We start from the raw sequence: 25,099 nt of genomic DNA, 5'->3' as shown, positions 1-25,099 counted from the left end.
AAAACCGGACTTTCCCTTGGCCGATATCGTCAGCCTGCTCCTGCCGTTCTTCGGCCTGATCCTGATCGGTTACGTCGCCGCAAAGGTGACGAAGCAGCCGGCCGAGGCGCTCGGCTGGCTGAACACCTTCATCATCTACGCCGCCCTGCCCGCTTTGTTCTTCAAGCTCGTCTCGCGCACGCCGATCGAAGAGCTGACGCGGGTCGATTTCATTGTCACCGACATCGCCGCGACCTATGCGGTCTTCGTCCTGCTCTTTGTCATCGGCCGTTTCGTGCGCCGCAATCCGCTTGATGAATGCACCATCCAGTCCTTTGCCGGCGCCTATGGCAATATCGGCTACATGGGGCCTGGGCTGGCGCTGCTGGCGCTCGGCGAAGGCGCTGCCGTGCCGGTGGCGCTGATCATCTGCTTCGAAAACGCGCTGCATTTCATCGTGGCGCCAGCGCTTATGGCGGCAGCCGGCGACGACAAGCGCTCGCCCGGCCGGCTCGCCGCCGATATCGCCCGCAAGGTGGCGCTGCATCCGTTCATCCTGTCGACGACGGCAGGCTTTGCCGTCGCCGCCTTTCACATCGACCAGCCCCTGGCCTTTCAGCGGCTTGTCGACTACCTCGCTCAGGCAGCTGCTCCCTGCGCCCTCTTCGCCATGGGCGTCACGCTGGCGCTGAGGCCGCTGAAGCGGATTCCGGCGGAGATTTCCTATATCGTGCCGGCGAAGCTGATCCTGCATCCGATCGCGGTTTTCATCGCGCTGACCGCTGTCGGCGGTTTCGAGCCGGTCTGGATCCAGGCGGCCGTGCTGCTCGCCTCATTGCCGACGGCGACCAATGTCTTCGTCATCGGCCAGCAATATGGGGTGTGGCAGGAGCGCGCCTCGGCGACGATCCTGATCACGACAGTGCTTTCGGTGGCCACCGTTTCGCTCTGGCTGATTACGATCCGCTCAGGCCTTTTTTCGCTTCAGCTTTTCCCGTAGAGCATCGGGAATATCGCGAAAACCACGGCCGGGCTCGATGCCTTCGCGCATGACGAGGTTGCGCAGCGGCGGAATGGCCGAGAGGATGTGCAGGCCTGCGGCGCGCAGCACCTGCACGGGGAGGAAATCGGAAAGCAGCGAACGGTTGAGCAGATCGACGCTCGCCGTGCGCGTCATGATGTCGGCGCGGCGGCGGCGGTCGAAGCTTTCGCCGGCATCGGCCGGCACCGGCAGTTCCGCCCGGTCGCAGAGAATGTCGGTGAGCGCCAGGATATCGCGCAGGCTGAGGTTCAGCCCCTGCGCCCCGATCGGCGGGAACACATGGGCGGCCTCGCCGATCAGCGCGATGCGGCCTTTGCCGAAACGATGGGCCATCATGCCCGACAGCGGCCAGACCTGGACGCCTTCCTCGATGCTCACCTTGCCGAGCATCGACTGCATCTGCGTCTCGACGAGAGAGCCCAGCTCGGCCAGCGGCAGCTCCAGGCGGGCGGCCGCTTCGGCGGGATCCTGCACCCAGACAAGGCTGGAGCGGCTTCCTGGCAGTGGCACCTGGGTGAAAGGGCCGTGTTTGGTATGGAATTCGCTCGAAATGTTCTGGTGCGGCAGCGAATGGGCGAAATTCAACACCATGGCCGATTGCGGGTAGGACCAGTTGCGCACGCCGATACTTGCCGCCTCGCGCAGCTTCGAGCCGCGGCCGTCGGCGCCAACGGCGAAATCTGCCGTCAGCGTCTCGCCGCCGGCAAGCGTGATCGACACTCTCTCGGTTGATATCTCAATCGATTCGGCCATATCGGTGAAGCGGGTGATATTGCCCTCGCCGGCCGTGGCCGCTTCGAGAATCTCGGTTAGCGCCTTGTTGGGGAAATTGTAGCCGAAGGCATCGAGGCCGACCTCGGCCGCGCGGAACGTGGTGGTCGGCGCGCGCAGCAGCCGGTCGGTGCCGTCGATGATGCGCATGCTGGTGAGAGGCGCCGCCGCCGAGCGCAGCTTTTCCCAGAGCGTCAGGCGGTCGAGGAAGCGGATCGACTGATCCATCAGCGCCGTCGTGCGCCGGTCCTCCTTTGCAGCAACGGGAGCCACCAGCGCCACGCTGCGGCCGCCGCGGCCAAGCGCAATAGCGGCGATCATGCCGGCGAGGCCGCCACCGATCACCGCGATTTCGAATGTCTTCATGCTATATTCCGCCATCGTAAAGAGGCGGACCCGTCGCTTATGCGGCCGGCTTCGCCTGACGGCGCCAACTATAGCCCTTGCCGGCTTCGGCGTCACGCACCGCCGGCTGATAATGATGGGGAATGGCGGGCAGACGGTTTTCGGCAAGCCGCTTCAGCGCCGTGGCGTTGGTCACGGCAAAGCTGTCGATGCCGACACGCAGCATCAGCGGCACCTGGTCGATCAGCACGTCGCCGACGGCGCGCAGCTCGCTGGTGTAGCCGAGGCGCTGGCGCAGCAGCGAGGCATGGCTGAAGGCGCGGCCGTCGTTGAAGGCGGGAAAGGCGACCGCCACGATTGCGAGGCGATCGAGATAAGGCTCCAGCCGGCGCACGTCGTCGGCCGGCTTGATCAGCACGCCGAGGCCGGCATCGTTGCTTCCATCGGCCTTTGCGATCAGTTCATCGAGGCTGAGCAGCGGCTTCTGCTCGCCTGTTGCCTTCACCTCGTCGGTTTCGATCAGCCAGGGATCGTTGTCGACAAAACCGGTTTCTCTCCAGATCTTCGTCATCATCCCCTCCTTAAGCCGCTTCGGCGGCCGAGCCGTAGAGCGCATCCTTGAAAGGCTGCGGCCCGACGCGGCGATAGGCCGCGAGGAAGGTTTCGGATTGATCAAGACGCAGGCCGAGATAGGTGTCGACGATCGTCTCGATCGCGTCGGTCACCCGGTCCGGCTCGAAGCCGCGGCCGATGATCTCGCCGATCGAGGTATGTTCGTCGCCGGAACCGCCGAGCGTGATCTGGTAGAGCTCGGCGCCCTTCTTCTCCACCCCGAGCAGGCCGATATGGCCGACATGGTGATGGCCGCAGGCATTGATGCAGCCGGAGATCTTGATCTTCAGTTCGCCGATCTCGGCCTGGCGTTCGGGATTGCCGAAGCGGCGGGAGATTTCCTGCGCGACCGGAATGGAGCGCGCATTGGCGAGCGCGCAGTAGTCCAGCCCCGGACAGGCAATGATATCGGTGATCAGGCCTGCATTGGCTTCGGCGAGATTGATGGCGACGAGGCCGCGATAGACGGCTTCGAGATCGGCCAGCGCCACATGCGGCAGGATCAGGTTCTGCTCATGGCTGACGCGGATTTCGTCGAAGGCATATTTCTCGGCGAGATCGGCGACCGCATCCATCTGCGCGTCGGTGGCGTCGCCCGGAATGCCGCCGATCGGCTTCAGCGAGATCGTCACCATGCCGTAATCGGGGTTCTTGTGCGGCTGCACATTCTGTTGGACCCAGCGGGCGAAAGCCGGATCGGCCTTCTTCCAGCGGGCGAGGTTTTCCCAGCCCTCGGCGCGCTCGGGAAGATCAGGCAGCGCGAAATAAGCGGCGATCGCCTCGACATCCTGCTCCGGCAGCCTCAGTTCGCTATCCTTCAGCGCGGCAAATTCGGCCTCCACCTGGCGCGTCAGCTCCTCGGTGCCGGTTTCGTGCACGAGGATCTTGATGCGGGCCTTGTACTTGTTGTCGCGGCGGCCGTGCAGATTGTACACGCGCACGATCGCCGTGGTGTAGGAGAGCAGATCTTCCTCGGGCAGGAAGTCGCGGATCAGCTTGGCGATCATCGGCGTGCGGCCCTGGCCACCGCCGACATAGACGGCAAAGCCGATCTCGCCCTTGTCGTTCTTCTTCAGGTGCAGGCCGATATCATGGACCTGGATGGCGGCGCGGTCGCGCTCGGCACCTGTCACGGCGATCTTGAACTTGCGCGGCAGGAAAGAGAATTCCGGATGGACGGACGACCACTGGCGCAGGATTTCGGCATAGGGCCTGGGATCAGCGATCTCGTCGGCGGCAGCACCGGCGAAGTGGTCGGCGGTGACGTTTCTGATGCAGTTGCCGGAGGTCTGCAACGCATGCATCTCGACGCTCGCAAGATCGGCCAGCGCATCGGGAATGTCAGACAGCTTCGGCCAGTTGAACTGGAGGTTCTGGCGCGTGGTGAAGTGGCCATAGCCGCGGTCATAGGTGCGGGCGATATGGGCGAGCATGCGCAGCTGACGTGCGCTCAGTGTGCCGTAGGGAATGGCGATGCGCAGCATGTAGGCATGAAGCTGCAGGTAGACGCCGTTCATCAGGCGCAGCGGCTTGAACGCATCCTCGGCAAGCTCGCCGGAAAGGCGGCGCTGAACCTGGTCGCGGAACTGCTCGACGCGCTCGCTGACAAAGGCATGATCAAATTCGTCGTAACGGTACATCGTCTTCCTCAGACTGCAATGAATTCGGGATCGGCAGGAGCGTAGCCCGGCGCATATTCCATGGTCGGCCCTTGCGCGCGGATGCGCTCGCGCAGGCGAAGTGGCCAGAGAATGCCGTTGGTTTCCTGAACGTCGACGACGGCCACGTCAACGACCTCATTGTCGGCATAGGACTTTTTGCCAATGGCTTCCAATGCTTCGACGGCTTCGTTGTGACGGGCGACAAGCGCCTCCTGCAGCGAGGTCGACCATTTGCCGTTGGCATCCAGCCAGACGGCAATGCCGTCCGTCAGCCGGTTGGCGGTCAGGACCTTGTCACCCATATTCAGCTCCTTGCAAGTTCCTCGAGCGGGGCGTTCGCACGCACTAGCGGCTCGGACAGTTCGAAATTGGCGCCGGCGACCGCATCGCCGATAATGACCATCACAGGGCCAGTCAGCTCGTCGCGGTGCTGCAAATCGGGCAGATCGGCGAGCGTGCCATGCAGCAGCCGCCGCTCGGTGCGGCTGGCATTCTCGATGACGGCGACTGTTGTTTCGGCGGGAATGCCGGCCTGCATCAGCCGCTCGGCGACCGAGGCGGCAACCGTGCGGCCCATATAGACGGCGATCGTCGCGCCCGAGACGGCAAGGCTTGCCCAGTCGGGCAGCACGTCGCCGGTGAGATCGTGGCCTGTCGTGAAGACGAGCGAGGAGGCGACGCCTCGCAGCGTCAGCGGCAGCTCGAAATCGGCAGCGGCTGCGAAGGCCGAGGTGATGCCGGGCACGACCTCATAGGTAACGCCGGCGGCGCGCAAGGCGGCCATCTCCTCCCCTGCCCGGCCATAGACCAGCGGATCGCCTGACTTGAGCCGGACGACGCGTTTGCCCTGGCGGCCGAGATCGACGAGCAGCTCGTTGATCTCTTCCTGCGACTTGGAATGACAGCCCTTGCGCTTGCCGACTGAAAGGCGTTCGGCATCGCGGCGGCCCATATCGACGATCGCCTGCGGCACGAGCGCATCGTAGACGATGACATCGGCTTCCATCATCACGCGCTGGGCGCGCAGCGTCAGCAGATCCTCAGCCCCCGGACCGGCGCCGACAAGCCAGACATGGCCGGCGACCTTATCCATCGAAGAGAGCAGCCGGTCGGCGGCATGGCGGGCCTGCGGCAGGTTGCCATTGGCGACTGCGTCGGCAACGGGGCCGGAAAAGAATCGGCGCCAGAAGACTCGGCGGGAAACACCACGGGGAACCAGCTGATCGACCGATTTGCGATAGCTCGTCGCCAGCGCGGCCAGACGCCCGAGCGAAGGGGAAAGAAGCTGGTCGATCTGGGCGCGGATCATCTGCGCTAGAACCGGTCCCGCGCCTTCGGTGCCGATCGCAACGGCGACCGGGGCGCGATTGACCAGCGCCGGCGTGAAGAAATCGCAGTAATCGGGCTGATCGACGGCATTGGCCGGGATCTTCGCGGCGCGGGCGGCATCGACGATCCGGCGATCTTCGGCCTCATCGCCGGTGGCGGCAAAGACGAGGGCCGCACCCTCGACCTGGCCGGCGGCAAAGCCGGCGCGCACCGTCTCGATGCGGTTGGCGATCAGGAAGGCATGATAATCGGCTTCCGGCCGCTCGGCATAGGCGACGATCCGTGCCCTCGTGTTCAAGAGCAGCCGCACCTTGGCGAAAGCCTCATCGCCATTGCCGAAGACAGCCGTCTTCTGGGCTTCCACGCGAAAGAAAGCTGGAAATACCGAAAGCTGCTCAGTCTTGGGAGACATTACCAATCCACTTCGAAGTTGCCAGAATATGCCCGTGATCGACAAGCGATTGAAGGAACAGAAATTCGAAAGCCCCGGCAAGCGCGTATTCTTTTGCTCGCCTCATCGGCGATTTGAGAAAAGTCAACCGTGCCGACGACAACCACCTGTTCCCACTCTCTTTGTTGCGGTGCAGTGTAAAGCCTGTGACAAACGTCGTCCACCGGCGTTTGCCGCATTTCGCTCGTGCCGCCAAGGCGATAGACTGGGGCAAAACCGGAGACCATCAATGCCCGACAAGACCATTGCCGCCCGCCTGCTTTCGGTCATCGAAGAGGATATCCTGCCGCTGACCGAACGCGGCGTCTCCTTGGGCAACAAGGTGTTCGGCGCGGCAATCCTGCGCAAATCCGATCTGTCGCTCGTCGTCGCCGAGACCAATAACGAGCTCGACAATCCGCTCTGGCACGGCGAGGTGCATACGCTGAAGCGCTTCTACGAGCTCGGCGACAGGCCGGCGACCAAGGAGCTGATCTTCCTGTCGACCCACGAACCCTGCACCATGTGCATGTCGGCGATCACCTGGGCGGGCTTCGACAATTTCTACTATTTCTTCAGCCATGAGGATTCCCGCGATGCTTTCGCCATTCCGCACGACCTGAAGATCCTGAAGGAGGTCTTCGGGCTTGAACCCGGCGGCTATCGCAGGCAGAACGCCTTCTGGAACAGCTTTGCCATCGCCGATCTGGTCGAAACCGAGGAGGCTTCCCGGAAGACGGCGCTGAAGGCGCAGACCGCCCACATCAAGGTGCGCTACGATGCGCTGTCTTCCACCTACCAGTCGTCGAAGAGCGCCAACGACATTCCCCTGAACTGAGGCACCATGGAACCTTCCAAAGACATTTCGCGGCTGATCGAGATCATGGCGGCGCTGCGCCATCCCGAAACCGGCTGCCCTTGGGATATCGAGCAGAATTTCCAGACGATCAAGCCCTACACGATCGAAGAAGCCTATGAGGTCTCCGACGCGATCGAGCGCGGCGATATGGACGATCTCTGTGATGAACTCGGTGACCTGCTTCTACAGGTCGTCTTTCACGCCCGCATGGCCGAGGAGGCCGGCGAATTCTCCTTCGGCGACGTGGTCAACGCCATCACCACCAAGATGATCCGCCGCCATCCGCATGTCTTTGCCCGCTCGGCAGCCGATACGCCCGATGCAGTCAAGATCCAGTGGGACGAAATCAAGCAGGCGGAAAAACGCGAGCGCGCCGAGCGCCGGGCCAGGCGCGGCATCACCGAGGATTTCAAGGGCGGCTTCTTAGGCTCGGTGCAGCGTAGCTTTCCGGCGCTGACCGAGGCGCTGAAGCTGCAGGAACGCGCCGCCAAGGTCGGCTTCGACTGGTCGGCGCCCGAGCCGATCCTCGACAAGATCGAGGAGGAGATCGGCGAATTGCGGGTGGCGCTTCGGGAAGGTGACCGGGCGAAGGTCAGCGACGAACTCGGCGATTTGATTTTCGCGGTCGTCAACATCGGCCGGCACGTGAAGGCTGATCCGGAAGATGCACTGCGTGGCACGAATACGAAATTCCGGCGTCGCTTCAAGCACATCGAGAACGTTCTTGAAGCGGAAGGCGAGACGCTGGAGGCGGCCAGCCTTAAGCGGATGGAAGAGATATGGCAGGCTGCAAAGGCGATCGAAAGAGCGCTCGTGGCTGGGTAGGTCAGGCTGAGTTTGGCGAGGAACCAACTCCACTCTCCGTCGTCCTCGGCCTTGAGCCGAGGACCCATGCCACGACTGCTGGCGGATGCCGCGTGCTCGGCTCAAGGCCGAGCATGACGGAGGGTGGGTTAAAGTCGCCGGAGATAGCTCACCCTCAGCGCGAGCGAAGAAGAGCATGAAGGGCGTGCCGTGTGCCCCTCATCCGACCCTTCGGGCCACCGACCGGGGTCGAGCCACAGGTCTCGACCCGTCCTTCGGACCCCCGCTGGGGAGAAGGGAGTGCCTCACCGCTCCCAATCCTCACGCGGCGGCTTCGGGCCGTTGCCAATGCGGCGTTCGAGTTCGGCGGCCTCGGTTTCGGAGAGGCGCAGGTCGAGCGTAATCGAGCCGTCCTCATTGTCCTCGCGGCCGTCGACGATGGCGTGGTCGTAGAGCCAGGGCAGCAGCGCCAGCTTGTCGACGGGAAGGCGGATGGTCGTTTCGGTCATCACGCCGGAAAGCCTGCGGCTGATCTCATCCATCAGCGTGTCGACGCCCTCGCCGCTGACGGCCGAGACGGCGACGACATTGCTGGCGCCCGTCGCCCTCTGCACCATGGTGTCGTGGACCTCTGGCTCCAGCCGGTCGATCTTGTTCCACACCTCGATCAGCCGCTTCTCCGCTTCGGCCTCGTCGATGCCGAGATCGCCGAGAATGCGCATCACATCGGAGCTCTGCGCCTGGTTGTCGGGATCGGACATGTCGCGGACATGCAGGATGAGGTCGGCTTCCAGCACCTCTTCCAGGGTGGCGCGGAAGGCGGCGACGAGATGGGTCGGCAGGTCGGAGATGAAACCGACCGTGTCGGACAGGATGACGGTGCGGCCGTGCGGCAGTTTCATGCGGCGCAGCGTCGGGTCGAGCGTCGCAAAGAGCATGTCTTCGGCCAGTACGCCGGCGCCGGTAATGCGGTTGAACAGGGTCGATTTGCCGGCATTGGTGTAGCCGACGAGCGCGACGATCGGGTGCGGCACCTTGCGGCGCTTGGCGCGGTGGAGCTGGCGGGTGCGCACGACCTGCTCCAGTTCGCGTTCGAGCTTGATGATGCGGTCCTGCAAGAGCCTTCGGTCGGCTTCGATCTGGGTTTCGCCCGGGCCGCCCATGAAGCCGCCGCCGCCGCGCTGGCGTTCGAGGTGGGTCCAGCTGCGGACCAGCCGGCCCTTCTGATAGTTCAGATGGGCGAGATCGACCTGCAGCGTGCCCTCCTTGGTAGAGGCGCGGCGGCCGAAGATCTCGAGGATCAGGCCCGTCCGGTCGATGACCTTGGCGTTCCATTCCTTTTCGAGATTGCGCTGCTGCACCGGGGTCAGCGGATGATCGACGATGACGAGACCGGAATCGCGCTCGTCGAGAAGCGCCTTGATCTCCTCGATCTTACCGGTGCCGAGCAGCGTCGCCGGCCTGGGATCATTGACCGGCACGATCGAACCGTTGACGACGTCGAGGTCGATCGCCTGGGCAAGGCCCGTCGCCTCTTCAAGCCGGCTTTCCGGGGTGCGGGTCGAGGCCGATTCGGTCTGGCCGCCGCGGTTGCGCGATTTCAGAACCGGCACGACGACGGTCGCGCGCATATCGTCCCTGTGCTTGGCGGCCTCAGGGATGATCGAATCGCTCTTGGTATCGCGTGTCGAAATGACGGCTGATCCTGTTAGGACGCGGCTTCTTCACTCTCGAACATCTGCATGGGCTGACCCGGCATGATCGTCGAGATCGCATGCTTATACACGAGCTGCGAGTGGCCGTCACGGCGAAGCAGAACACAGAAATTGTCGAAGGAGGTAACAACACCCGTGAGTTTCACGCCGTTGATCAAAAAGATTGTCAGGGAAATCTTTTGTTTGCGAACAGTATTGAGAAATAAGTCCTGCAAATTCTGAGAACGTTCCGCCATCGCGCCGCTTCTTTCTTTATTGCCGACCCGTGTTGGCCGGTAGAATATCAATCAACCTCTCCATGCGAGACCGGCAACACCCTCATTCCACCGGTCCAGCAAATCTTGGTATCAAATCGCAATCTTTTCCGCAACGTCGAAAAAGGCTTCGCGGATTTTCTGCGAGACGCTGCCGGGATGGCCGTTGGCGATAGGCAGACCATCGACGGAAACGACCGGAAAACAGATACTTGTGGCTGCCGTCAGGAAGACCTCGCGGGCCGCGAGCATTTCGGAAACAGAGAAATTCCGCTCGGCGATCTTCAAGCCCAGCTTGGCTGCCACATCCATCAATGTGGTGCGGGTAATGCCGCGCAGGATGCCGTGTTCGGCCGGACGGGTCACCAGCGTTCCATCCGAATCGACCATCCAGACATTGGTCGCCGCCCCTTCCTTCACCATGCCGTCGCCATCGACATAGATCGCCTCCTGGGCACCGGCTTCCTTAGCCTGCTGGCGGGCCATGGCATTCGGCAGCAGGCCGACGGATTTGATGTCGACGCGGTCCCAGCGGTTGTCGGTGACGGTGATCGCCTTGATACCGTTGGCATTCTTGGCGGCGATGATCTTCGGATCGGTGCTCTTTGCGGTGATGACGAGCGAGGGCGGCGTGCCCTCGGCCGGGAAGACATGGTCGCGGCGGGCGACGCCGCGCGTCACCTGCAGGTAGAAAAGCCCGTTGCGCACATGATTGCGGCGCAGCGTCTCGCGAATGACTTGCGTCAGTGCGGCCCGGCTCATCGGCCAGGCGATGCTGAGTTCCCCGAGTGAACGGCCGAGCCGGTTCAGATGGCGGGTGAGATCGACGATATAGCCGTGGCGGATCTCGCAGACCTCGTAGACCCCGTCGGCGAACTGGTAGCCGCGGTCCTCGATATGCACGCTGGCATCGGAATGCTTGACGTAGCGGCCATTGACATAGGCAATTCTCGGCATGGGAAACTTGATCTTCGGGATGTGGGAGGGACGCAGCGCGGCGGCGGGCCGCGCCGACAGGATCAGACGCCGAGCGACTTCAGCTTGCGGTGCAGCGCCGAGCGCTCCATGCCGACGAATTCGGCGGTGCGCGATATATTGCCGCCGAAGCGATTGATCTGGGCAATCAGATAATCCTTTTCGAACATCTCGCGGGCTTCGCGCAGCGGCAGCGTCATGATGTGATAATCGTTCTTGGCCGAAACCTTGGGCAGCATGTCGCCGAGGTCGGTCGGCAGCATGTCGGCGGTGATCGGCGTATCCGGGCCGTCGGTGCGGGCAAGGATCATCAGCCGCTCGATGTTGTTGCGCAGCTGGCGGATATTGCCCGGCCAGTCATGCGCCTGCAGCACCGCCATGGCGTCGTCGCCGATGCGGCGCGGACGAATGCCGGCCTGTTCTGATATCTGGCGCATCAGCTGGTCGACGAGGAAGGGAATATCCTCGCGGCGCTCGGCAAGCTGCGGCACGCGCACCGGCACGACGGCCAGGCGATGATAGAGATCCTCGCGGAACCAGCCTTCGGCGATGCGGCTTTCGAGATTATAGGCGGTCGAGGAAATGATACGGACGTCGACCTTGACGCGCTTGGACCCGCCGACACGCTCGAACTGCTGATCGACAAGCACACGCAGGATCTTGTTCTGCGTCTCGCGCGGCATCTCGCCGACCTCGTCGAGATAAAGAATGCCGCGATGGGCTTCCTCGAGTGCGCCGATCTTGCGCGCCTGGCCGGGCGTGCCTTCGGTGCCGAAGAGCGCCACTTCCATGCGATCGGGCGTGATGTTGGCAGCGTTGAGCGCGACAAACGGGCCGTTGGCGCGGGCCGACTTCTTGTGGATCATCCGCGCCACCAGCTCCTTGCCGGAACCGGATGCACCGAGAATCATGATGCGGCTGTTGGTCGGCGACACCTTCTCGATCGTCTGGCGCAGCTGCGAGACGGCGACCGAAGTGCCGATCAGCTCCAGGGCGTCGCCCGTGCGCCGCTTCAGCTCGGAAACCTCGCGCTTGAGCTTGGAGTTTTCCAGAGCGCGTTCGGCGATCAGGATCAGCCGGTCGGCCTTGAAGGGCTTTTCGATGAAATCGAAAGCGCCGCGCTTGATCGCCGAGACCGCGGTTTCGATGTTGCCGTGGCCTGATATCATCACGACCGGGAGATCGGGATGACGAGTCTTGATCTCGTCGAGCAGCGACAGTCCGTCGAGCTTGCTGCCCTGCATCCAGATATCGAGGAAGATCAGCCGCGGCACGCGATCGGATATCGCCGCCAGTGCGCTGTCGCTGTCATGGGCCGTGCGGGTCTCATGGCCTTCGTCGGAGAGAATGCCGGAAACGATCTCGCGAATATCGTGCTCGTCATCGACGACGAGAATATCAGAGGCCATAAGCGCTTTCCTTGTCATTGGCTGCGGGAGCGGCGGGCGCTGGCTCCAGGCGTGGCAGATGCACGCGGATCATGGCCCCTCTTCCCCGGTCAAAATCAGCGGGCGCATCATGCAGCTCGAGCTGCCCGCCATGTTCCTCGATGATCTTCTTGACGATGGCGAGGCCGAGGCCGGTGCCCTTCTCGCGCATCGTCATATAGGGTTCCAGAATACTGTGGCGGTTTTCCACGGGCAGGCCGCGACCATTGTCAATCACGTCGACGGTGAAACGGTCGCGGGCCACATCGAGCGCGGCGCGCACGAGAACCTTGCGCTCGTCGCGCTCATCACTCGGAACGGCTTCCAGCGATTCCACGGCATTCTTGATCAGATTGCCGAAAGCCTGGCCAAGCATGCGACTGTCGAACAGGCCCTCCAGCGGCTTATCGCCAAACTCCGAGAGGAAGGTGACGTGATGATTGCCCATCTCGCGCAAGAAGATCGCGTCGCGCAGGATGTCGCGCAGGTCGCTCGGCTCCTTGGTCGGCTTCGGCATGCGGGCGAAAGCGGAGAATTCGTCGACCATGCGGCCGATATCGCCGACCTGGCGGATGATCGTATCGGTACATTGGTCGAAGACGGTGCGGTCGTCCTGGTTGATCTGCTTGCCGTAGCGGCGCTGGATGCGCTCGGCGGACAGCTGGATCGGCGTCAGCGGATTCTTGATCTCGTGGGCTATGCGCCTTGCCACGTCGCCCCATGCGGTCGAGCGCTGGGCGATGACGAGATCGGTGATATCGTCGAGCGTGATCACGTAGGATTCGCTCATGTCGCGCACTTCCTCGCGGGTGACCTGCACGCTCAGCGTCCTCACCGTACCGCCGCGCACCAGCGCGATCTGCTTGCGGAAATCGCCGCGATGACGCACCGCCGCCTCGGTCAGCACCTGATCGACCTCGGGCGCGATGTCGGCCAGCTGCTTGCCGAGCATCTCGTCGGCCGACAGCGACATCAGCGTCTCGGCAGAACTGTTGACGATGGCGATGCGGCGATCCTGTTCGACGCCGATAACGGCGGCGGTAACGCCAGACAAAACCGCTTCGATGAAGCGCCGGCGGTCGTCGACCTCGTCCTTGGCCTCGAGGATCTCGTCGCGCTGGGTGCGGATTTCCGAGATCATCTTGTTGAAGGTGCGCGACAGGTTGGCGACGTCGCCATCGACGGCATGCACCGGCACGACGATATCCATATTGCCCGATGCAACGCTGTCGGCCGCCGTGATCAGCAGCCGGATCGGCCGCACGATGCGGTCGGCGACGGCAATCGCTGTCCAGATCGCCGCAAGCAGCACGATCAGCGCGAAGCCGATGTAGAGTACGGCGAAGGCGATCTGCAGCGAGAAGCGGTTGGCCTCCATCGAGCGGTATTCGGTGGCGTTTTCCTCCATCATGCGCATGGCGCCCATGACCTTGGGATCGACGGCCCGCACCGTATAGAGAAACGTGCCCTGAATGGCATCGAGCTTGATGATGGCGCCGACGAGGTTGGTGACGCCGGGCGGAATGAGCGTCGGCTGGCCGGCCGCGGCCTTTTCCAGCGCATCCTGCGGAATGGCCGGCAACGGTTTTTCCGTGGTGATATCGGCCTGGACGACCACCGAACCGTCGCTTTCGACGAGGAAGGCGCCGAGCAGGCCGCGGCCCCTTGCCTGGCGCGTCATCAGTTCGGCAAAGCCCGTCCTGTCGAGGCTGTAGAGGGCACGGTTGCGCTCCAGGTCGTTGGCCATGGAGACCGTCTGCCCCTGCAGGTAGCTGGCGTTCTCCATCATGTAGGCCTGGCCGATATTGCGCGACGAGCTGACGATCGACTGGGTGCGCAGCGCAAACCAGCGATCGAGGCCGGCATTCAGTGTGATGCTGGCGAAGATGGCAACGAGGATCGCCGGCGTGATCGCGACGATCGAGAAGAGCACGACGATACGAATGTGCAGGCGCGCGGCCGCCCTGCCCCGTGTGCGCGCCTTGAGCAGCCTTGACACCTCGCGGGCGATCAGCGCCAGCAATGTCAGGACGAAGAAGGAATTGACGATCACCGAGGTGATGACGACATGCGAGGTCGGCGCGATCGGCGTCAGGCCAAGCAGGATGAAGAGTGTGATCGTGGCGCAGAGAAGCGCGCCGCCGGCGAGCACCAGGCCGGGCACGGCGAAAAGGGCGCGGCGATCGGTCACCGTCGTCACCGTCTCGCCCGCCGCCGCCGGCGCTACCCCATCCTGCGTCATTCGGCCTCTCTCCAGACGGCACCCCGCCGTCCCGCCATCCGACCGAAACCAAAGAACGCCGGCTCAGGAGAGCCAGCGTCGGAACGACTCGATCGGGAGCGAAATGTCCAAAACCCTTGCGTGACCTTTAAGCAACGCATTGTGGCGAAAATGCAACGCGCTCCATTACATTGTCAAGCTGCGCGCGGCCGTCTGACGATGTTGATCACAAGTGCCTTCAGCGCGGTCGGACCGCAGAAGGCGGAGAGAGGCGGAATGATCGGCTTGATGACAGGTTCTTACCGGGTCAGTGCCTGCTTGATGCCGGCGAGGCCGCGGCGCAGGAACGGGTCCGAATGGATGTAGAAGAACCGGACACCGATTTCGAGCCAGCCGGGAAGTTCGTCGGCCGTCACCAGCGTTCCCGCGACCTTGCCGGCAGCGAGGATCTTGCGTACCGCTTCGCCAACCTTCTCCCGGACCTCAATCGGACGCGGCTCACCGAAAGGCGGCGCCGGCGGAAAACCCATGTTCTGCGAGAGGTCGCCGGGACCGATGAAGAAGACGTCGATGCCGTCGACCTTCAACATTTCGTCGAGATTGTCGACGGCATCGACGGTCTCGATCATCGCGACGACCAAGCGCTTGCCGAAATCCGACGGAAGGGCGTAGCGGACAGCCTCGACAATGGCGCGTGCCTGGTCGGCATTGTCGACCATCGGCACCATGATCCCATCCGCGCCGGCATTGAGATATCGAATGAGGACGGGACGTTCATGGGAATGCGGCCGCACGATCGCGGCGCCGCCGACCGAGCGGACGATCTGCGCCGTCTCGCGGACATCCTCGAAGCTCCAGGTGCCGTGCTCGCAGTCGACGAAAACCGAGTCGGCGCCGAGCTCCACCAGCCGGGCGGCGAGGCCTGATGACGCGTGGTGCGGCGTGAACATGGTTATGGGTTCGCCGGCTTGAAGCCGGGCGCGCAGCTTTGCACCATTCATGATGTGCTCCTCCTGATTATGTCTTTGGCAGGTCCGGCGTGTCGGCGGGTGCGCCTACCCAGCGCGCGACTTCGATGTCGGCCGACGTGTCGCGCATGAAGGTCGGGCAGATATGCAGCTCCGGAATCATCGCGCCCCTTTGCAGGCTCGCGCAGAGCGCAATCGCCCTTGCGACGTCATGGGGATCGAGCATGACGTCACGCTCGCTCTCCAGCGGCGGCCGGGCACGGTTGTTCATGATCGGCGTATTGGTTTCGCCGGGCAGAATGGTTGTCGCCCGGATGCCCTGATTGCGATAGGTATTGTGCAGGAAGGTCATGAAGTTCTTGACGCCCGCCTTGGCAGCGCCGTAAGCGGCGCCGCCGAGCAGGTTCGGGTTGAGCGCAGCAAGCGACGACACCGTGATGACGGTTCCCTCGCCGGCGGCAAGCATGTCCGGAAGCACCGCCTGGGTGAGATTGAAAACCGCCGTCAGGTTTACGTTGACGGTGGCATTCCATTCCTCTTCGCTCAGAAATCTCGCATTCAGTACCTTGCTGGCGCTCCCGGCATTGTTGACGAGGATGCCGACCGGACCAATTTCCTGTTTCACCCATTTCACGGCTGCGAAAATGTCATCGCGCGAGGCGACGTCGAGCGCCCTTGCGAATGCCGCGCCGTCCTCGGCGGCGATCAGCTCGGCGACCTCGCGCAGCGGCTCGATGCGGCGGCCGGTCAGCACGACTCTGGCGCCCTCCCTGGCAAGAAGCCGTGCCGCTTCCTTGCCGATGCCCGTTCCGGCTCCCGTTACGAGAGCGACCTTTCCATCAAGCAAACCCATTCCAACGCCTCCTATTCTGCGGCCACGGCACTTCTGCCCTTGTAGCCGTAGATGGTTCTCGCTGCCCGCGGCGTAATCAAGCCCTCGGCCAGATCCTGCTCGATAAAGGCGACGGCGCGCTCGCTTGCGCGTCCCCAGCCGCCGCCGCCGGGCGTCTCCACTTTCAGCCGCTCGCCTGTCTTCAGAACGACCTTGCCCTTCGGAAATTGCGGCCTGCCATCCTTCATGACCTTGCCGGCGGATCCGCTCTGTCCGTCAACCACGCCGAAGCATGGGTGGCGGACACGCTCGGAGGCCAGATAGATATTCATCGGCGAGGTGCCGCGATTGCGCAGGACGACGCGCTGGCCGAGGCCGCCGCGGTATTTGCCGGCGCCGCCGGAATCGGCGATCAATTCCTTGCGTTCCGTCAGCGCTGGAACGGCAATCTCGAACATCTCGATCGCGGTGACCTTGCAGTTGGAGGGGAAGCTCAGCGTGTCGAGGCCGTCGAACTCGGCTCGGGCGCCCTGCCCACCATGGAAATTCTGGACAGAGCCGTATTGGGAGCCATCGTCACGCCGGCCGACGCAATTGGCCGCCCAGATCGGCGCGCCGCCGCTATCACCCATGACCTTGTCGGGAACCACGCCTTCCAGAGCCTTGAAGATCAGCGAGGGAATCGCGTGGCCGATCAGGTTGCGGGAATTGCCGGCCGTCCACTGTTCGGGGTTGAGGATCGAGCCGACCGGCGCATCGTCGGTAATCGGCGTGATGCAGCCTTCATTGTTGGGCGTGTCGGGATCGAGCAGGCATTTCAGCGCATAGACCGAATGGGCGTAGCGATAATTCGTGCGGCAGTTGATGGAATGCAGGACCTGGGGTGACGTGCCGGTGTAGTCGACATGGATGGCGTCGTCCTTCACGATCACCGTCGCCTTGAGCTTGATGTCGACGTCGTAGCCGTCGAGAAGCATCTCGGCCGTGTAGCTGCCGTTCGGCCATTCGCGGATCGCCTTGCGGGTCTGGGCTTCCGAGCGCGTGTGAATCGCGTTTGCCAGACCATCGACGTCGTCGAGACCATATTCATCGAGGAACCTTACCAGCTCGCGGCCCATGACGTTGTTGGCGGCGATCATCGATTCGAGGTCGCCGCGCACCTCGGTGGGCAGTCGCACCGAGGCTTCGATGATGTCGAACACATCCTTGTTCGGTACGCCGGCCTTGAGCAGCTTGACGATCGGGAAGCGGATGCCCTCCTCAAAAATGTCGCTGGCTTCGGAATGGAGCGGCGCTCCGCCGATATCGGGCAGATGCGCGATGGATCCGGCATAGGCCACGACCTTCCCATTCTTGAAGATCGGCGTGATCATCGTCACGTCGGGCAGGTGGCCGGTGCCGATCTCGGGGTCGTTAGTCGCAAGGACATCGCCCTCCTCGAGCATCTCGACCGGGAATTTGGGCAGGAAGAATTTCTGCGCGGCGGCCGGCAGCGAGGTAATGAAGACCGGGATCGACCAGGTGCATTGGGCAAGCGCCCGGCCCCTGCTGTCGAGTAGCACGGTGACATAGTCGTGGTTCTCGCGCACGATCGGCGAGAAGGCCGTCTTGCCGAGGACGTTGTCGGCCTGGTCCGCGATGAAGATCAGGCGGTTCCACATGACCTGGAGATTGATCGGATCGTTGAAATCGGTGACGGGCTTCGACATCGGATGTCCCCTAGAGAATGTTGATCACGAGATTGCCGCCGGCATCGACGTGGAAGACGCCGCTCGGGCCGACGACCGCGGTCGATTCACGCTGCTCGACGATGGCGGGTCCCTGGATCTCGTGGTTCACCGGAAGCTTGTAATGCTCGTAGACGGACGTTTCGGCATAGGCGCCGAGCTCCTGGAAATAGACCTGGCGGCTGCCTTTCCTGGCTTCTGCCACCTGGGTCTGATGCGGGCGGGTCACCTGATCCTTCTCTCCGCTCGCGCGAAGACGCCAGGTGATGACCTCGACGGAGGCTGCGACCGTGCGGCCGAAGAGTTCGCGGTAGAGCTTGAAGAAATTGTCGGTGAGCTGCTTCAGGAACTCTTCCTTCGGCAGGTTTCTGTCTGGCAATGCGACAGTGATTTCATGGCCTTGGCCGACGTGGCGCATGTCGACTGTGAAGCGATTGGCAATCGTTTCCTTCGCCACGCCGGCGGCCGAAACCACTTGGGCGCCCTCGGCGGCGAGGTCATCGAGAATCCGGTTCATCGCATCAGCGTCCCAGGCATTCACCGGCATCGGGTGGCTCATCGAGAGATCGACCGCGACGGGCGCGATCAGAAGCCCGATGGCCGAACTGACGCCGGCGCCCGTCGGGCAGATGATGCGCTTGATCCCGAGCTTGCGAGCAATGCCGTAGGCATGGACCGGACCGGCGCCGCCGAAGGCGACCATGGGCAGCGAGCGGGGATCGACGCCGAGATCGGTCGCGTGCATCGCGGCCGCCTTGCTCATGGATTCGTTGACGAGGTCATGGATGCCCCAGGCGCATCTCTCGACGGATACCTCAAGCGAGGCGGCAAGCTTTGCCATCGCCTCGTGAGCAGCGTCCTTCGACACCTTGAAGGAGCCGCCGACGAAGGAGCCGGTGCCCATGTACCCGAGCAGAATGTCCGCATCCGTAACGGTCGGCTGCGTGCCGCCGCGCTGATAGGCGGCCGGTCCCGGCATCGCGCCTGCGGAATGCGGGCCGACATCAAGCAGGCCGAGCGGATTCTTGGCGGCGATGGAGCCGCCGCCGGCACCGATCTCGATCATCTGGATCGACTGGATCTTCAGCGGGAAGCCCGATCCCTTGCGGAAGCGCTGGTAATGGGCGACCTCCAGATCGGTGCCGACATTCGGCTCGCCGTTCGGGATGAGGCAGAGCTTGGCCGTCGTCCCGCCCATGTCGAACGACAGGACGCTGGTCTCGCCCGCGACGCGGCCGAATTCGGCGGCAGCGACCGCACCCGCCGCAGGTCCGGATTCGATCAGGCGGACCGGCAACAAGGCGGCGCGCCGGCTGGGCACCAGACCGCCGGATGACGTCATCCACAGGACTTGTCGATCGATCCCTCTCTCGGCGAATTCCCGTTCGAGATGGGCGACGTGACCGGCCATCTGAGGACGGGTATAGGCATTGACGACGGTCGTCGATGCGCGGTCGAACTCGCGCATTTCCGGGCAGACCTCCGAGGAGATCGAAACGAATATGTCGGGATTCTCCTCCCGAAGGAGAGCGGCCACCCTCTTCTCGTGCTGGGGATATTTATAGGCATGGAGGAGGCAGACGGCGACAGAGCGGATGCCCTTCTCGCGCAGCCGTCTGGCGATCTCGCGCACGCTCTCGTCGCTGAGCTTCGTCATCACTTCGCCGTCGGCGGCGATCCGCTCTTCGGCGCCGTGGCAATTGGCGCGCGCCACCAGCGGATCGGGATATTTGATGTTCAGATCATAAAGGTCATAACGGCCTTCGTTGCGGATGCGGAGCATGTCCTGAAAGCCGTCGGTGGTGACGAACCCCGTTTCGACGCCCTTGCGCTCCAGCACCGCGTTGGTGACGACCGTCGTGGCTCCGAGAACCTGGAGCCGCTCCTTTTCGATCGATCCAGCGTGCATTTCCAGAAGCTCCGAAACGCCCTGGACCACGGCCTCGGCGGGGTTGTGCGGCGTGCTCAGGACCTTGTGAAGGTGCAGTTCACCGAGATCGTCGAGAAGCGCGAAATCGGTGAAGGTGCCGCCAGTGTCGAAAGCCAGTTTTGCCATGTTTCCCTCGAAGCAGAAGCTTGGCGCCGGATGCGCCGGTTGCCGCGGGCTCGACGGTCGAACCCTTTATCTTCCACAAGGTTAGGAGAGTTCCGCAGCGCTTGGCCAACACAACTACTGTCTGCCGCTATAGGGTTTGCTTATGGCGAATGCAGTAGCGGTTCCCGCAAAAAGAAGGACCGCGCTCGCAGGCGGCTGCGAGGCGTCTGCGCCCGAATCCAGATTTGATGTCAGACCGCGCGGATGCCCGGATGCTGGCTGCCCGTCATGTGGCCGACGATTTCGAGAAGGACCGCCCTAGCCGCAAGTGCCGGTTCCGACAACGGAAGATGATCCGATACGCATAAGGAAACGGTGGCGTCGATAACCGGTCGCGTGAGCGCCCTCACCTGCGCGCCGGCAAAAGACGGTGTTGCGGTGACCACCGACGCCGGAAGAATGGTCGAGCCCAGGCCATCGAGGACAGCGGCACTGAGGGCCGGCACTGATTCAATCTCCGAAACGACCGCGGGCGTCACCCGTGCGCGGGCGAGAGCATCGTCGATCAGGCGGCGAAGCAGATGGTTCTTGCTCGGAAGAAGCAACGGCGTATCCGCGAGGGAGCCCAAGGGAAGAGCTTCGCCGGCACCGCCCGAGAGCTTCGTATCCGGCGGCGAAACCAGAAACATCTCCTCCTTGAACAGCGGCTGCAGCGTGACGCCCTTGATCGGATCGGAGGCATAGATCAGCGCCATGTCCATCTTGCCGGTCATGATCAGCTCGCTGAGGATCTGGCCAAAGCTGTCGTTGATGTGCACGACGATCTGCGGGTGCCTGTTCTTCATTTCCCGCAGAAGCGGCAGCGAAAGCGAGCTGGAGGTGGAATAGGTCGCCAGACCGATCGACACGCGGCCAGCCAGCGAATGTGCCGCCTGGTTCATGTCGGTCTGGGCCTGATCGATCTGCTTCAACATCAGCTGTGCATGGCGATAGAGAATGAGACCCGCTTCGGTGGGCGTGATTCCGACATTGCTGCGGATCAGGAGCTTGTGCTTGAAGTGCGTTTCAAGCGACGCGATCTGCTGCGACAGGGCCGGCTGCGCGGTTCGAAGGATCGCCGCGGCGCGAGACACGCTGCCGGTATCGACGATTTTTACAAAGCTTCGCAGCTTGCGGAAGTCAACGCTCATGGTTCCACGCTCTTTTGGTGGACCCTACTGCATAATTCCTCAAATCGGAATCGGTTTAGGGACAAATGACGCAGCAATTCAAAGTGCTGCAGCAGCCTTGGCGCGTCTGAAGGAAGCGCGACATTGTCGTCTTTCGGGCAGGACGCACCGAGAGGCCCCTGCCCGAGTGAGCCGGCCTTATCGAAGCGCCCGCACGGCGCTCTCGATCCGGTCGCATGCTTGCCTGATCGCTTCCAGCGACGTCGCGATCGACAGCCGGAAATAAGGTGAGAGGCCGTAAGCGGCGCCTTGCAACGCTGCGACGCCCACGCCATCGAGCAGGTAGAGCACAAAATCCAGGTCGGTCTCGATCACCCGGCCTTCCGGCGTCGTCCTGCCCATCACACCGGCGCAGTTCGGGAAAAGATAGAAGGCGCCGTCGGGCACCTGGCAGGAAAGACCGGGAATGGCGTTGAGGCGTGCGCAGGCATAGTCGCGGCGGTCCTTATAAACCTTGACGCTGTCATGCACGAAAGTCTGGTCGGCGGAAAGCGCGTAGGCCGCCGCCGCCTGGCTGACTGACGAGGGACACGAGGACATTTGCGACTGCAGCTTGTTGATCGCCGCGATCAGCGGCGCCGGTCCGGCCGCATAGCCGATGCGCCAGCCGGTCATCGCATAGGACTTCGAAACGCCGTTCGTCAGCAGCACGCGGTCCTTCAGGGCCGGTACGGCCGCAACCAACGTGGTCATCGGCTCGTCCCGGAACCAGACCTGGTCGTAAATATCGTCCGAGAGGATAAAGACATGCGGATGCCGCAGGAGCACCTCGCCAAGGGCCTCCAGCTCCTGCCTCGTGTAGGCGGCGCCTGTCGGATTCGACGGGGCGTTCAGGATCAGCCACAGGGTTTTCGGCGTGATCGCTTTTTCAAGTGCCTCCGGCGTCAGCTTGAAGCCTTGCTCCTGCGGGCACTCGACGATGACGGGCTTGCCGTCATTGGCGATCACCATGTCCGGATAAGACACCCAGTAGGGAGCCGGCACGATCACTTCGGCGCCGTTTTCGACGCTTGCCATCAATGCCAGAAACAAAATCTGTTTGGCGCCGCCGCCGACGCAGATTTCATTGTCGGCATATTGCAGGGAAAGGCGCCGCTGAAAGTCGCCTATGATGGCCTTGCGCAGTGCCGGCGTCCCGTTCACTGCGGTATACTTCGTCTCTCCCCGGTCGATGGCCGCGTGTGCCGCGGCCTTGACGTTCTCGGGCGTGTCGAAATCCGGCTCGCCGACTGTCATGTCGACGATGTCCTTGCCCGCCGCCTTCAGCTCGCGAGCCCTTGCGGCCGCAGCAGTACTCGGCGAGATCTTGATGCGCGCCACACGCGACGCGGCAACGAAATTGGTCATGATTGTTCCTTGGTCTAGTGCGTGGTTTCGAGCTCGCCGCGCATCTTGCCGGTCAGGAATAGCTCGCCCAGTTCCTCGTGGGTGATGTCCTTGGGCTTGCCGTCCCAGATCACCTTGCCGAGACGGAGGATCACGGCCCGTTCGGCCACCTCCATCGCCTTCTTGGTGTTCTGCTCGACGAGCAGGATCGTCTGCCCGGCAGCGTGGAGGCGAAGCAGTTCGTCGAACACGATGCCGATCGCCGCAGGAGAAAGCCCTACCGACGGCTCGTCGACGAGAAGCACTTTCGGACGCTGCAGCACGGCCATCGCCACCTCCAGCAGCTGCTGCTCGCCGCCGGACATATTGCCGGCCAAGGTCGATCGGCGGGTCTTCAGGATCGGAAAGAGATCGTAGACATAGTCCCGATCCGCCTTCACCTTGGCATCGCGGATGGTGTAGGCGGCCATCTGCAGGTTCTCGTCGACCGTCATCAGCGGAAAGTTGCATCGGCCCTGGGGAACGAAGGAGATTCCCTCCCCGAGAATGGCGCGCGATTTGAAACCCGCGATGTTCTTGCCCTGCCAGCCGATGCTGCCGTCCTTGATCGTGGTCATGCCGTAGAGCGTCTTGAGCAGAGTCGACTTGCCGGCGCCGTTCGGGCCCATCAGAGCGATGAACTGGCCGGGCGGCACATCCAGATCGACGCCGTTGAGAATATCGAGGTTGCCGTAGCCGGCCCGCAGGCCCTCGATGCAAAGATTGGAATCAGCCTCCAAGATAGGCCTCCCTCACGCGCTGGTCCTGGATGATATCCTGAGGCAATCCCTCGACGAGCTTCGCCCCCTGGTCGAGGACGATCACACGCTGGCAGATGCTGGTCACGACGTCGATATTGTGCTCGATCACGAGAAAGCTCACGCCGAGATTCTTGTTCGCATAGAGAATGGTTTCAACCACCCGCTCGATGATTTTCGGATTGATGCCCGCCATCGGTTCGTCGAGGAGAATGAGCTTCGGCTCCGGCATCAGCATCGACGCGAACTGGATCAGCTTCTGCTGGCCGCCGGACAGGTTTCCGGCCGGCTGGTGGCGCACGTCCCACAGCCCCGCCATCTTGATCAGGTCGCGTGCCCGCTCCCTGAGCCCGGCCACCCTTCTGCGCGACGTCGAGCCGAGAGCGAAGGTCGACCAGAGCGACGGAAAGGTGAACATCTGGCCTGCGATGATCAGATTCTCCTCGACATCGAGCGATCTGAACGTGACTGTCTTCTGGAAGGAGCGCAGCATCCGCCCTTCGCGGGCAATCCTGTTGAGCGACCAGCCGGTGATGTCCTGGCCGTCGAGGATGACCGTGCCGGTGTCAGGCCGTGCGAGGCCTGTCGAGCAGTCGAAGAAGGTCGACTTGCCTGAACCGTTGGGGCCGATGAGCCCGGCGATCTCACCGCGTTCGATATGCATGCTGACGTCGTTGACCGCTCTGACGGCACCGTAGGACTTGCTGAGGTTCCTGATCTCGAGAATGGGAAGATGGGATGTCATTTCGCACCTCCGATCGCGCCCCAGAACCGGTTGATCAAAGGCGCGAAACCTTTCCTGAACCAGAAGACGAGCACCAGAAGGCAGAGCCCGTAGACGATCATTCTAAGCTCGGGAGCCACACGCAACGCTTCCGTCAGGCCGACGAAGAGCAGGCTTCCGATGATCGTGCCGGAGATCGTTCCGGCGCCGCCGCCGAGCACGATGATGAGCACGGTCGTGGAGTAGTACATCTGAAAGGTCAGAGGGCTGACCACTGTCAGATAATGGGCGTAGAGGCTGCCGCCGGCACCGGCGAAGGCGGCGCTGATCATGAAGACGATCAGCTTGTAGCGCCAGGTCGGAATTCCCACGGATTCGGCCAGCGTCTCGTTCTCGCGAATGGCGATCATGTTGCGGCCGGCGGGCGAGCGGACGACTGCCCAGACGGCCAGAGTGGCGAGCGCGGCGACCGCAAGGGTCAGATAGTAGAAGTTGGTGGTGCCGGACACGGTGAACGACCACGGACCAAGTGCGAAATGCGGCTTCGGGATACTGGAGAGACCCATGTCGCCGCGGGTCAGCGAAATCCAGTTTTTTGCAATCGCCTGCCCGATGATCACGAATCCGAGCGTACACATGACGAAGGAGGTCGCTCGCAGGCGAAGGGCGGGAATGCCGAGCGGGAGTGCCAGCGCGCCTGCAATCGCAGCGGCGGCAACCAGATTCACGTAGAAGGGCGTGCCGTAATGGACGGCGAGCAGACCCGAGGCATAGGCGCCGATGCCGAAAAAGGCCGCCTGAGCGAGAGACAGCAGCCCGGTATAGCCGACCAGCAGATTCAGTCCGTGCGCCGGCAGCATGAAAATCAGGGCGATGATCAGGGCGTGCGTGACATAGCGGCTGCCGATGAAGGGCGCTGCCACGGCGAGAACAATCAGCAGGGCTGCCAGCGGGATGCGCAGATCACGCCGCCGCGCCTGTGAAGTGGTTTCTGTGAGAGACATGTCGTGTCCTCGGAGTTCGAGAATGGACCGGCG

Annotated in this window: 22 protein-coding genes; 3 read left to right on the top strand and 19 right to left on the bottom strand. The window is 62.9% G+C overall.

The window, feature by feature from the left end; genetic code table 11:
• The first annotated feature begins 16 nt into the window (after positions 1 to 16).
• The gene (locus AMK00_RS10065; protein WP_064810281.1) at positions 17 to 979 is read left to right on the top strand and encodes an AEC family transporter; all 963 of its coding nucleotides are present in this window, start codon (positions 17 to 19) and stop codon (positions 977 to 979) included.
• On the opposite strand, the gene AMK00_RS10060 is transcribed toward AMK00_RS10065, so the two are convergent.
• From AMK00_RS10060 to cysG, 5 genes are read right to left on the bottom strand one after another with little or no spacing between them, the layout of a single operon-like run.
• Positions 947 to 2,158 (bottom strand): UbiH/UbiF family hydroxylase, encoded by a 1,212-nt coding sequence (locus AMK00_RS10060; protein ID WP_064810280.1) that lies wholly within the window; start codon positions 2,156 to 2,158, stop codon positions 947 to 949. The genes AMK00_RS10065 and AMK00_RS10060 overlap by 33 nt on opposite strands.
• A gap of 37 nt (positions 2,159 to 2,195) precedes the next feature.
• Positions 2,196 to 2,708 carry a DUF934 domain-containing protein gene (locus AMK00_RS10055; protein WP_011425236.1) on the bottom strand — a complete coding sequence of 171 codons (513 nt, stop codon included), beginning with the start codon at positions 2,706 to 2,708 and terminating at the stop codon, positions 2,196 to 2,198.
• A 10-nt stretch (positions 2,709 to 2,718) separates the two neighbouring features.
• Positions 2,719 to 4,389 (bottom strand): nitrite/sulfite reductase, encoded by a 1,671-nt coding sequence (locus AMK00_RS10050; RefSeq protein ID WP_064810279.1) that lies wholly within the window; start codon positions 4,387 to 4,389, stop codon positions 2,719 to 2,721.
• 8 nt (positions 4,390 to 4,397) lie between these two features.
• A complete protein-coding gene (locus tag AMK00_RS10045) occupies positions 4,398 to 4,712 on the bottom strand; it encodes a DUF2849 domain-containing protein (protein WP_010014500.1) in 315 nt (104 codons plus the stop codon).
• Between the two features lie 2 nt (positions 4,713 to 4,714).
• The gene (gene cysG / locus AMK00_RS10040) at positions 4,715 to 6,151 is read right to left on the bottom strand and encodes a siroheme synthase CysG (protein WP_064802398.1); all 1,437 of its coding nucleotides are present in this window, start codon (positions 6,149 to 6,151) and stop codon (positions 4,715 to 4,717) included.
• A gap of 268 nt (positions 6,152 to 6,419) precedes the next feature.
• Between cysG and AMK00_RS10035 the strand changes: the two genes are divergently transcribed.
• Positions 6,420 to 7,007, top strand: a complete 588-nt coding sequence (locus AMK00_RS10035) for a deaminase (RefSeq protein WP_064810278.1) — start codon at positions 6,420 to 6,422, stop codon at positions 7,005 to 7,007.
• 6 nt (positions 7,008 to 7,013) lie between these two features.
• Positions 7,014 to 7,853 carry a nucleoside triphosphate pyrophosphohydrolase gene (gene mazG / locus AMK00_RS10030; RefSeq protein WP_064810277.1) on the top strand — a complete coding sequence of 280 codons (840 nt, stop codon included), beginning with the start codon at positions 7,014 to 7,016 and terminating at the stop codon, positions 7,851 to 7,853.
• Positions 7,854 to 8,137: 284 nt separating this feature from the next.
• On the opposite strand, the gene hflX is transcribed toward mazG, so the two are convergent.
• The 14 genes from hflX to AMK00_RS09960 all read right to left on the bottom strand — a co-directional run bounded on the left by hflX (position 8,138) and on the right by AMK00_RS09960 (position 25,066).
• Positions 8,138 to 9,526 (bottom strand): GTPase HflX, encoded by a 1,389-nt coding sequence (hflX, locus tag AMK00_RS10025; protein ID WP_406869903.1) that lies wholly within the window; start codon positions 9,524 to 9,526, stop codon positions 8,138 to 8,140.
• 14 nt (positions 9,527 to 9,540) lie between these two features.
• Complete coding sequence (hfq, locus tag AMK00_RS10020; RefSeq protein WP_003539403.1) at positions 9,541 to 9,783, bottom strand: RNA chaperone Hfq; 243 nt, start codon at positions 9,781 to 9,783, stop codon at positions 9,541 to 9,543.
• A 111-nt stretch (positions 9,784 to 9,894) separates the two neighbouring features.
• The gene (locus tag AMK00_RS10015; protein ID WP_064810276.1) at positions 9,895 to 10,758 is read right to left on the bottom strand and encodes a D-amino-acid transaminase; all 864 of its coding nucleotides are present in this window, start codon (positions 10,756 to 10,758) and stop codon (positions 9,895 to 9,897) included.
• A 62-nt stretch (positions 10,759 to 10,820) separates the two neighbouring features.
• On the bottom strand, positions 10,821 to 12,185 hold the full coding sequence (gene ntrX / locus AMK00_RS10010) for a nitrogen assimilation response regulator NtrX (protein ID WP_011425228.1): 1,365 nt from the start codon (positions 12,183 to 12,185) through the stop codon (positions 10,821 to 10,823).
• Positions 12,175 to 14,445: a sensor histidine kinase NtrY-like gene (locus AMK00_RS10005; protein WP_064810275.1), complete on the bottom strand. Its 2,271-nt coding sequence runs from the start codon at positions 14,443 to 14,445 to the stop codon at positions 12,175 to 12,177. The genes ntrX and AMK00_RS10005 overlap by 11 nt, the downstream gene beginning before the upstream one ends.
• 278 nt (positions 14,446 to 14,723) lie before the next feature.
• Positions 14,724 to 15,425 carry an HpcH/HpaI aldolase family protein gene (locus AMK00_RS10000; RefSeq protein WP_064802387.1) on the bottom strand — a complete coding sequence of 234 codons (702 nt, stop codon included), beginning with the start codon at positions 15,423 to 15,425 and terminating at the stop codon, positions 14,724 to 14,726.
• A 16-nt stretch (positions 15,426 to 15,441) separates the two neighbouring features.
• Positions 15,442 to 16,245: an SDR family oxidoreductase gene (locus AMK00_RS09995; RefSeq protein ID WP_064810274.1), complete on the bottom strand. Its 804-nt coding sequence runs from the start codon at positions 16,243 to 16,245 to the stop codon at positions 15,442 to 15,444.
• 11 nt (positions 16,246 to 16,256) lie between these two features.
• The gene (locus tag AMK00_RS09990) at positions 16,257 to 17,933 is read right to left on the bottom strand and encodes a hydantoinase B/oxoprolinase family protein (RefSeq protein ID WP_064810273.1); all 1,677 of its coding nucleotides are present in this window, start codon (positions 17,931 to 17,933) and stop codon (positions 16,257 to 16,259) included.
• A 10-nt stretch (positions 17,934 to 17,943) separates the two neighbouring features.
• Positions 17,944 to 20,007 carry a hydantoinase/oxoprolinase family protein gene (locus tag AMK00_RS09985; RefSeq protein ID WP_064810272.1) on the bottom strand — a complete coding sequence of 688 codons (2,064 nt, stop codon included), beginning with the start codon at positions 20,005 to 20,007 and terminating at the stop codon, positions 17,944 to 17,946.
• Positions 20,008 to 20,237: 230 nt separating this feature from the next.
• The gene (gene nac, locus AMK00_RS09980; RefSeq protein WP_064802379.1) at positions 20,238 to 21,176 is read right to left on the bottom strand and encodes a nitrogen assimilation transcriptional regulator NAC; all 939 of its coding nucleotides are present in this window, start codon (positions 21,174 to 21,176) and stop codon (positions 20,238 to 20,240) included.
• A gap of 177 nt (positions 21,177 to 21,353) precedes the next feature.
• Positions 21,354 to 22,562, bottom strand: coding sequence for an aspartate transaminase (locus AMK00_RS09975; RefSeq protein ID WP_064810271.1), 1,209 nt, complete (start codon positions 22,560 to 22,562; stop codon positions 21,354 to 21,356).
• 14 nt (positions 22,563 to 22,576) lie between these two features.
• A complete protein-coding gene (locus AMK00_RS09970) occupies positions 22,577 to 23,320 on the bottom strand; it encodes a branched-chain amino acid ABC transporter ATP-binding protein (protein WP_064810270.1) in 744 nt (247 codons plus the stop codon).
• Entirely contained in the window at positions 23,310 to 24,083 is a 774-nt protein-coding gene (locus tag AMK00_RS09965) for an ABC transporter ATP-binding protein (protein WP_064810269.1), read from the bottom strand. The genes AMK00_RS09970 and AMK00_RS09965 overlap by 11 nt, the downstream gene beginning before the upstream one ends.
• Complete coding sequence (locus tag AMK00_RS09960; RefSeq protein ID WP_064810268.1) at positions 24,080 to 25,066, bottom strand: branched-chain amino acid ABC transporter permease; 987 nt, start codon at positions 25,064 to 25,066, stop codon at positions 24,080 to 24,082. The genes AMK00_RS09965 and AMK00_RS09960 overlap by 4 nt, the downstream gene beginning before the upstream one ends.
• Positions 25,067 to 25,099: the final 33 nt, after the last annotated feature.

Source organism: Rhizobium sp. N621 (assembly GCF_001664325.1).
GTDB classification, from domain to species: domain Bacteria; phylum Pseudomonadota; class Alphaproteobacteria; order Rhizobiales; family Rhizobiaceae; genus Rhizobium; species Rhizobium esperanzae.
The sequence above is the reverse complement of the archived record's forward strand: the minus strand, read 5'-3'. Positions and strand labels throughout refer to the sequence as shown.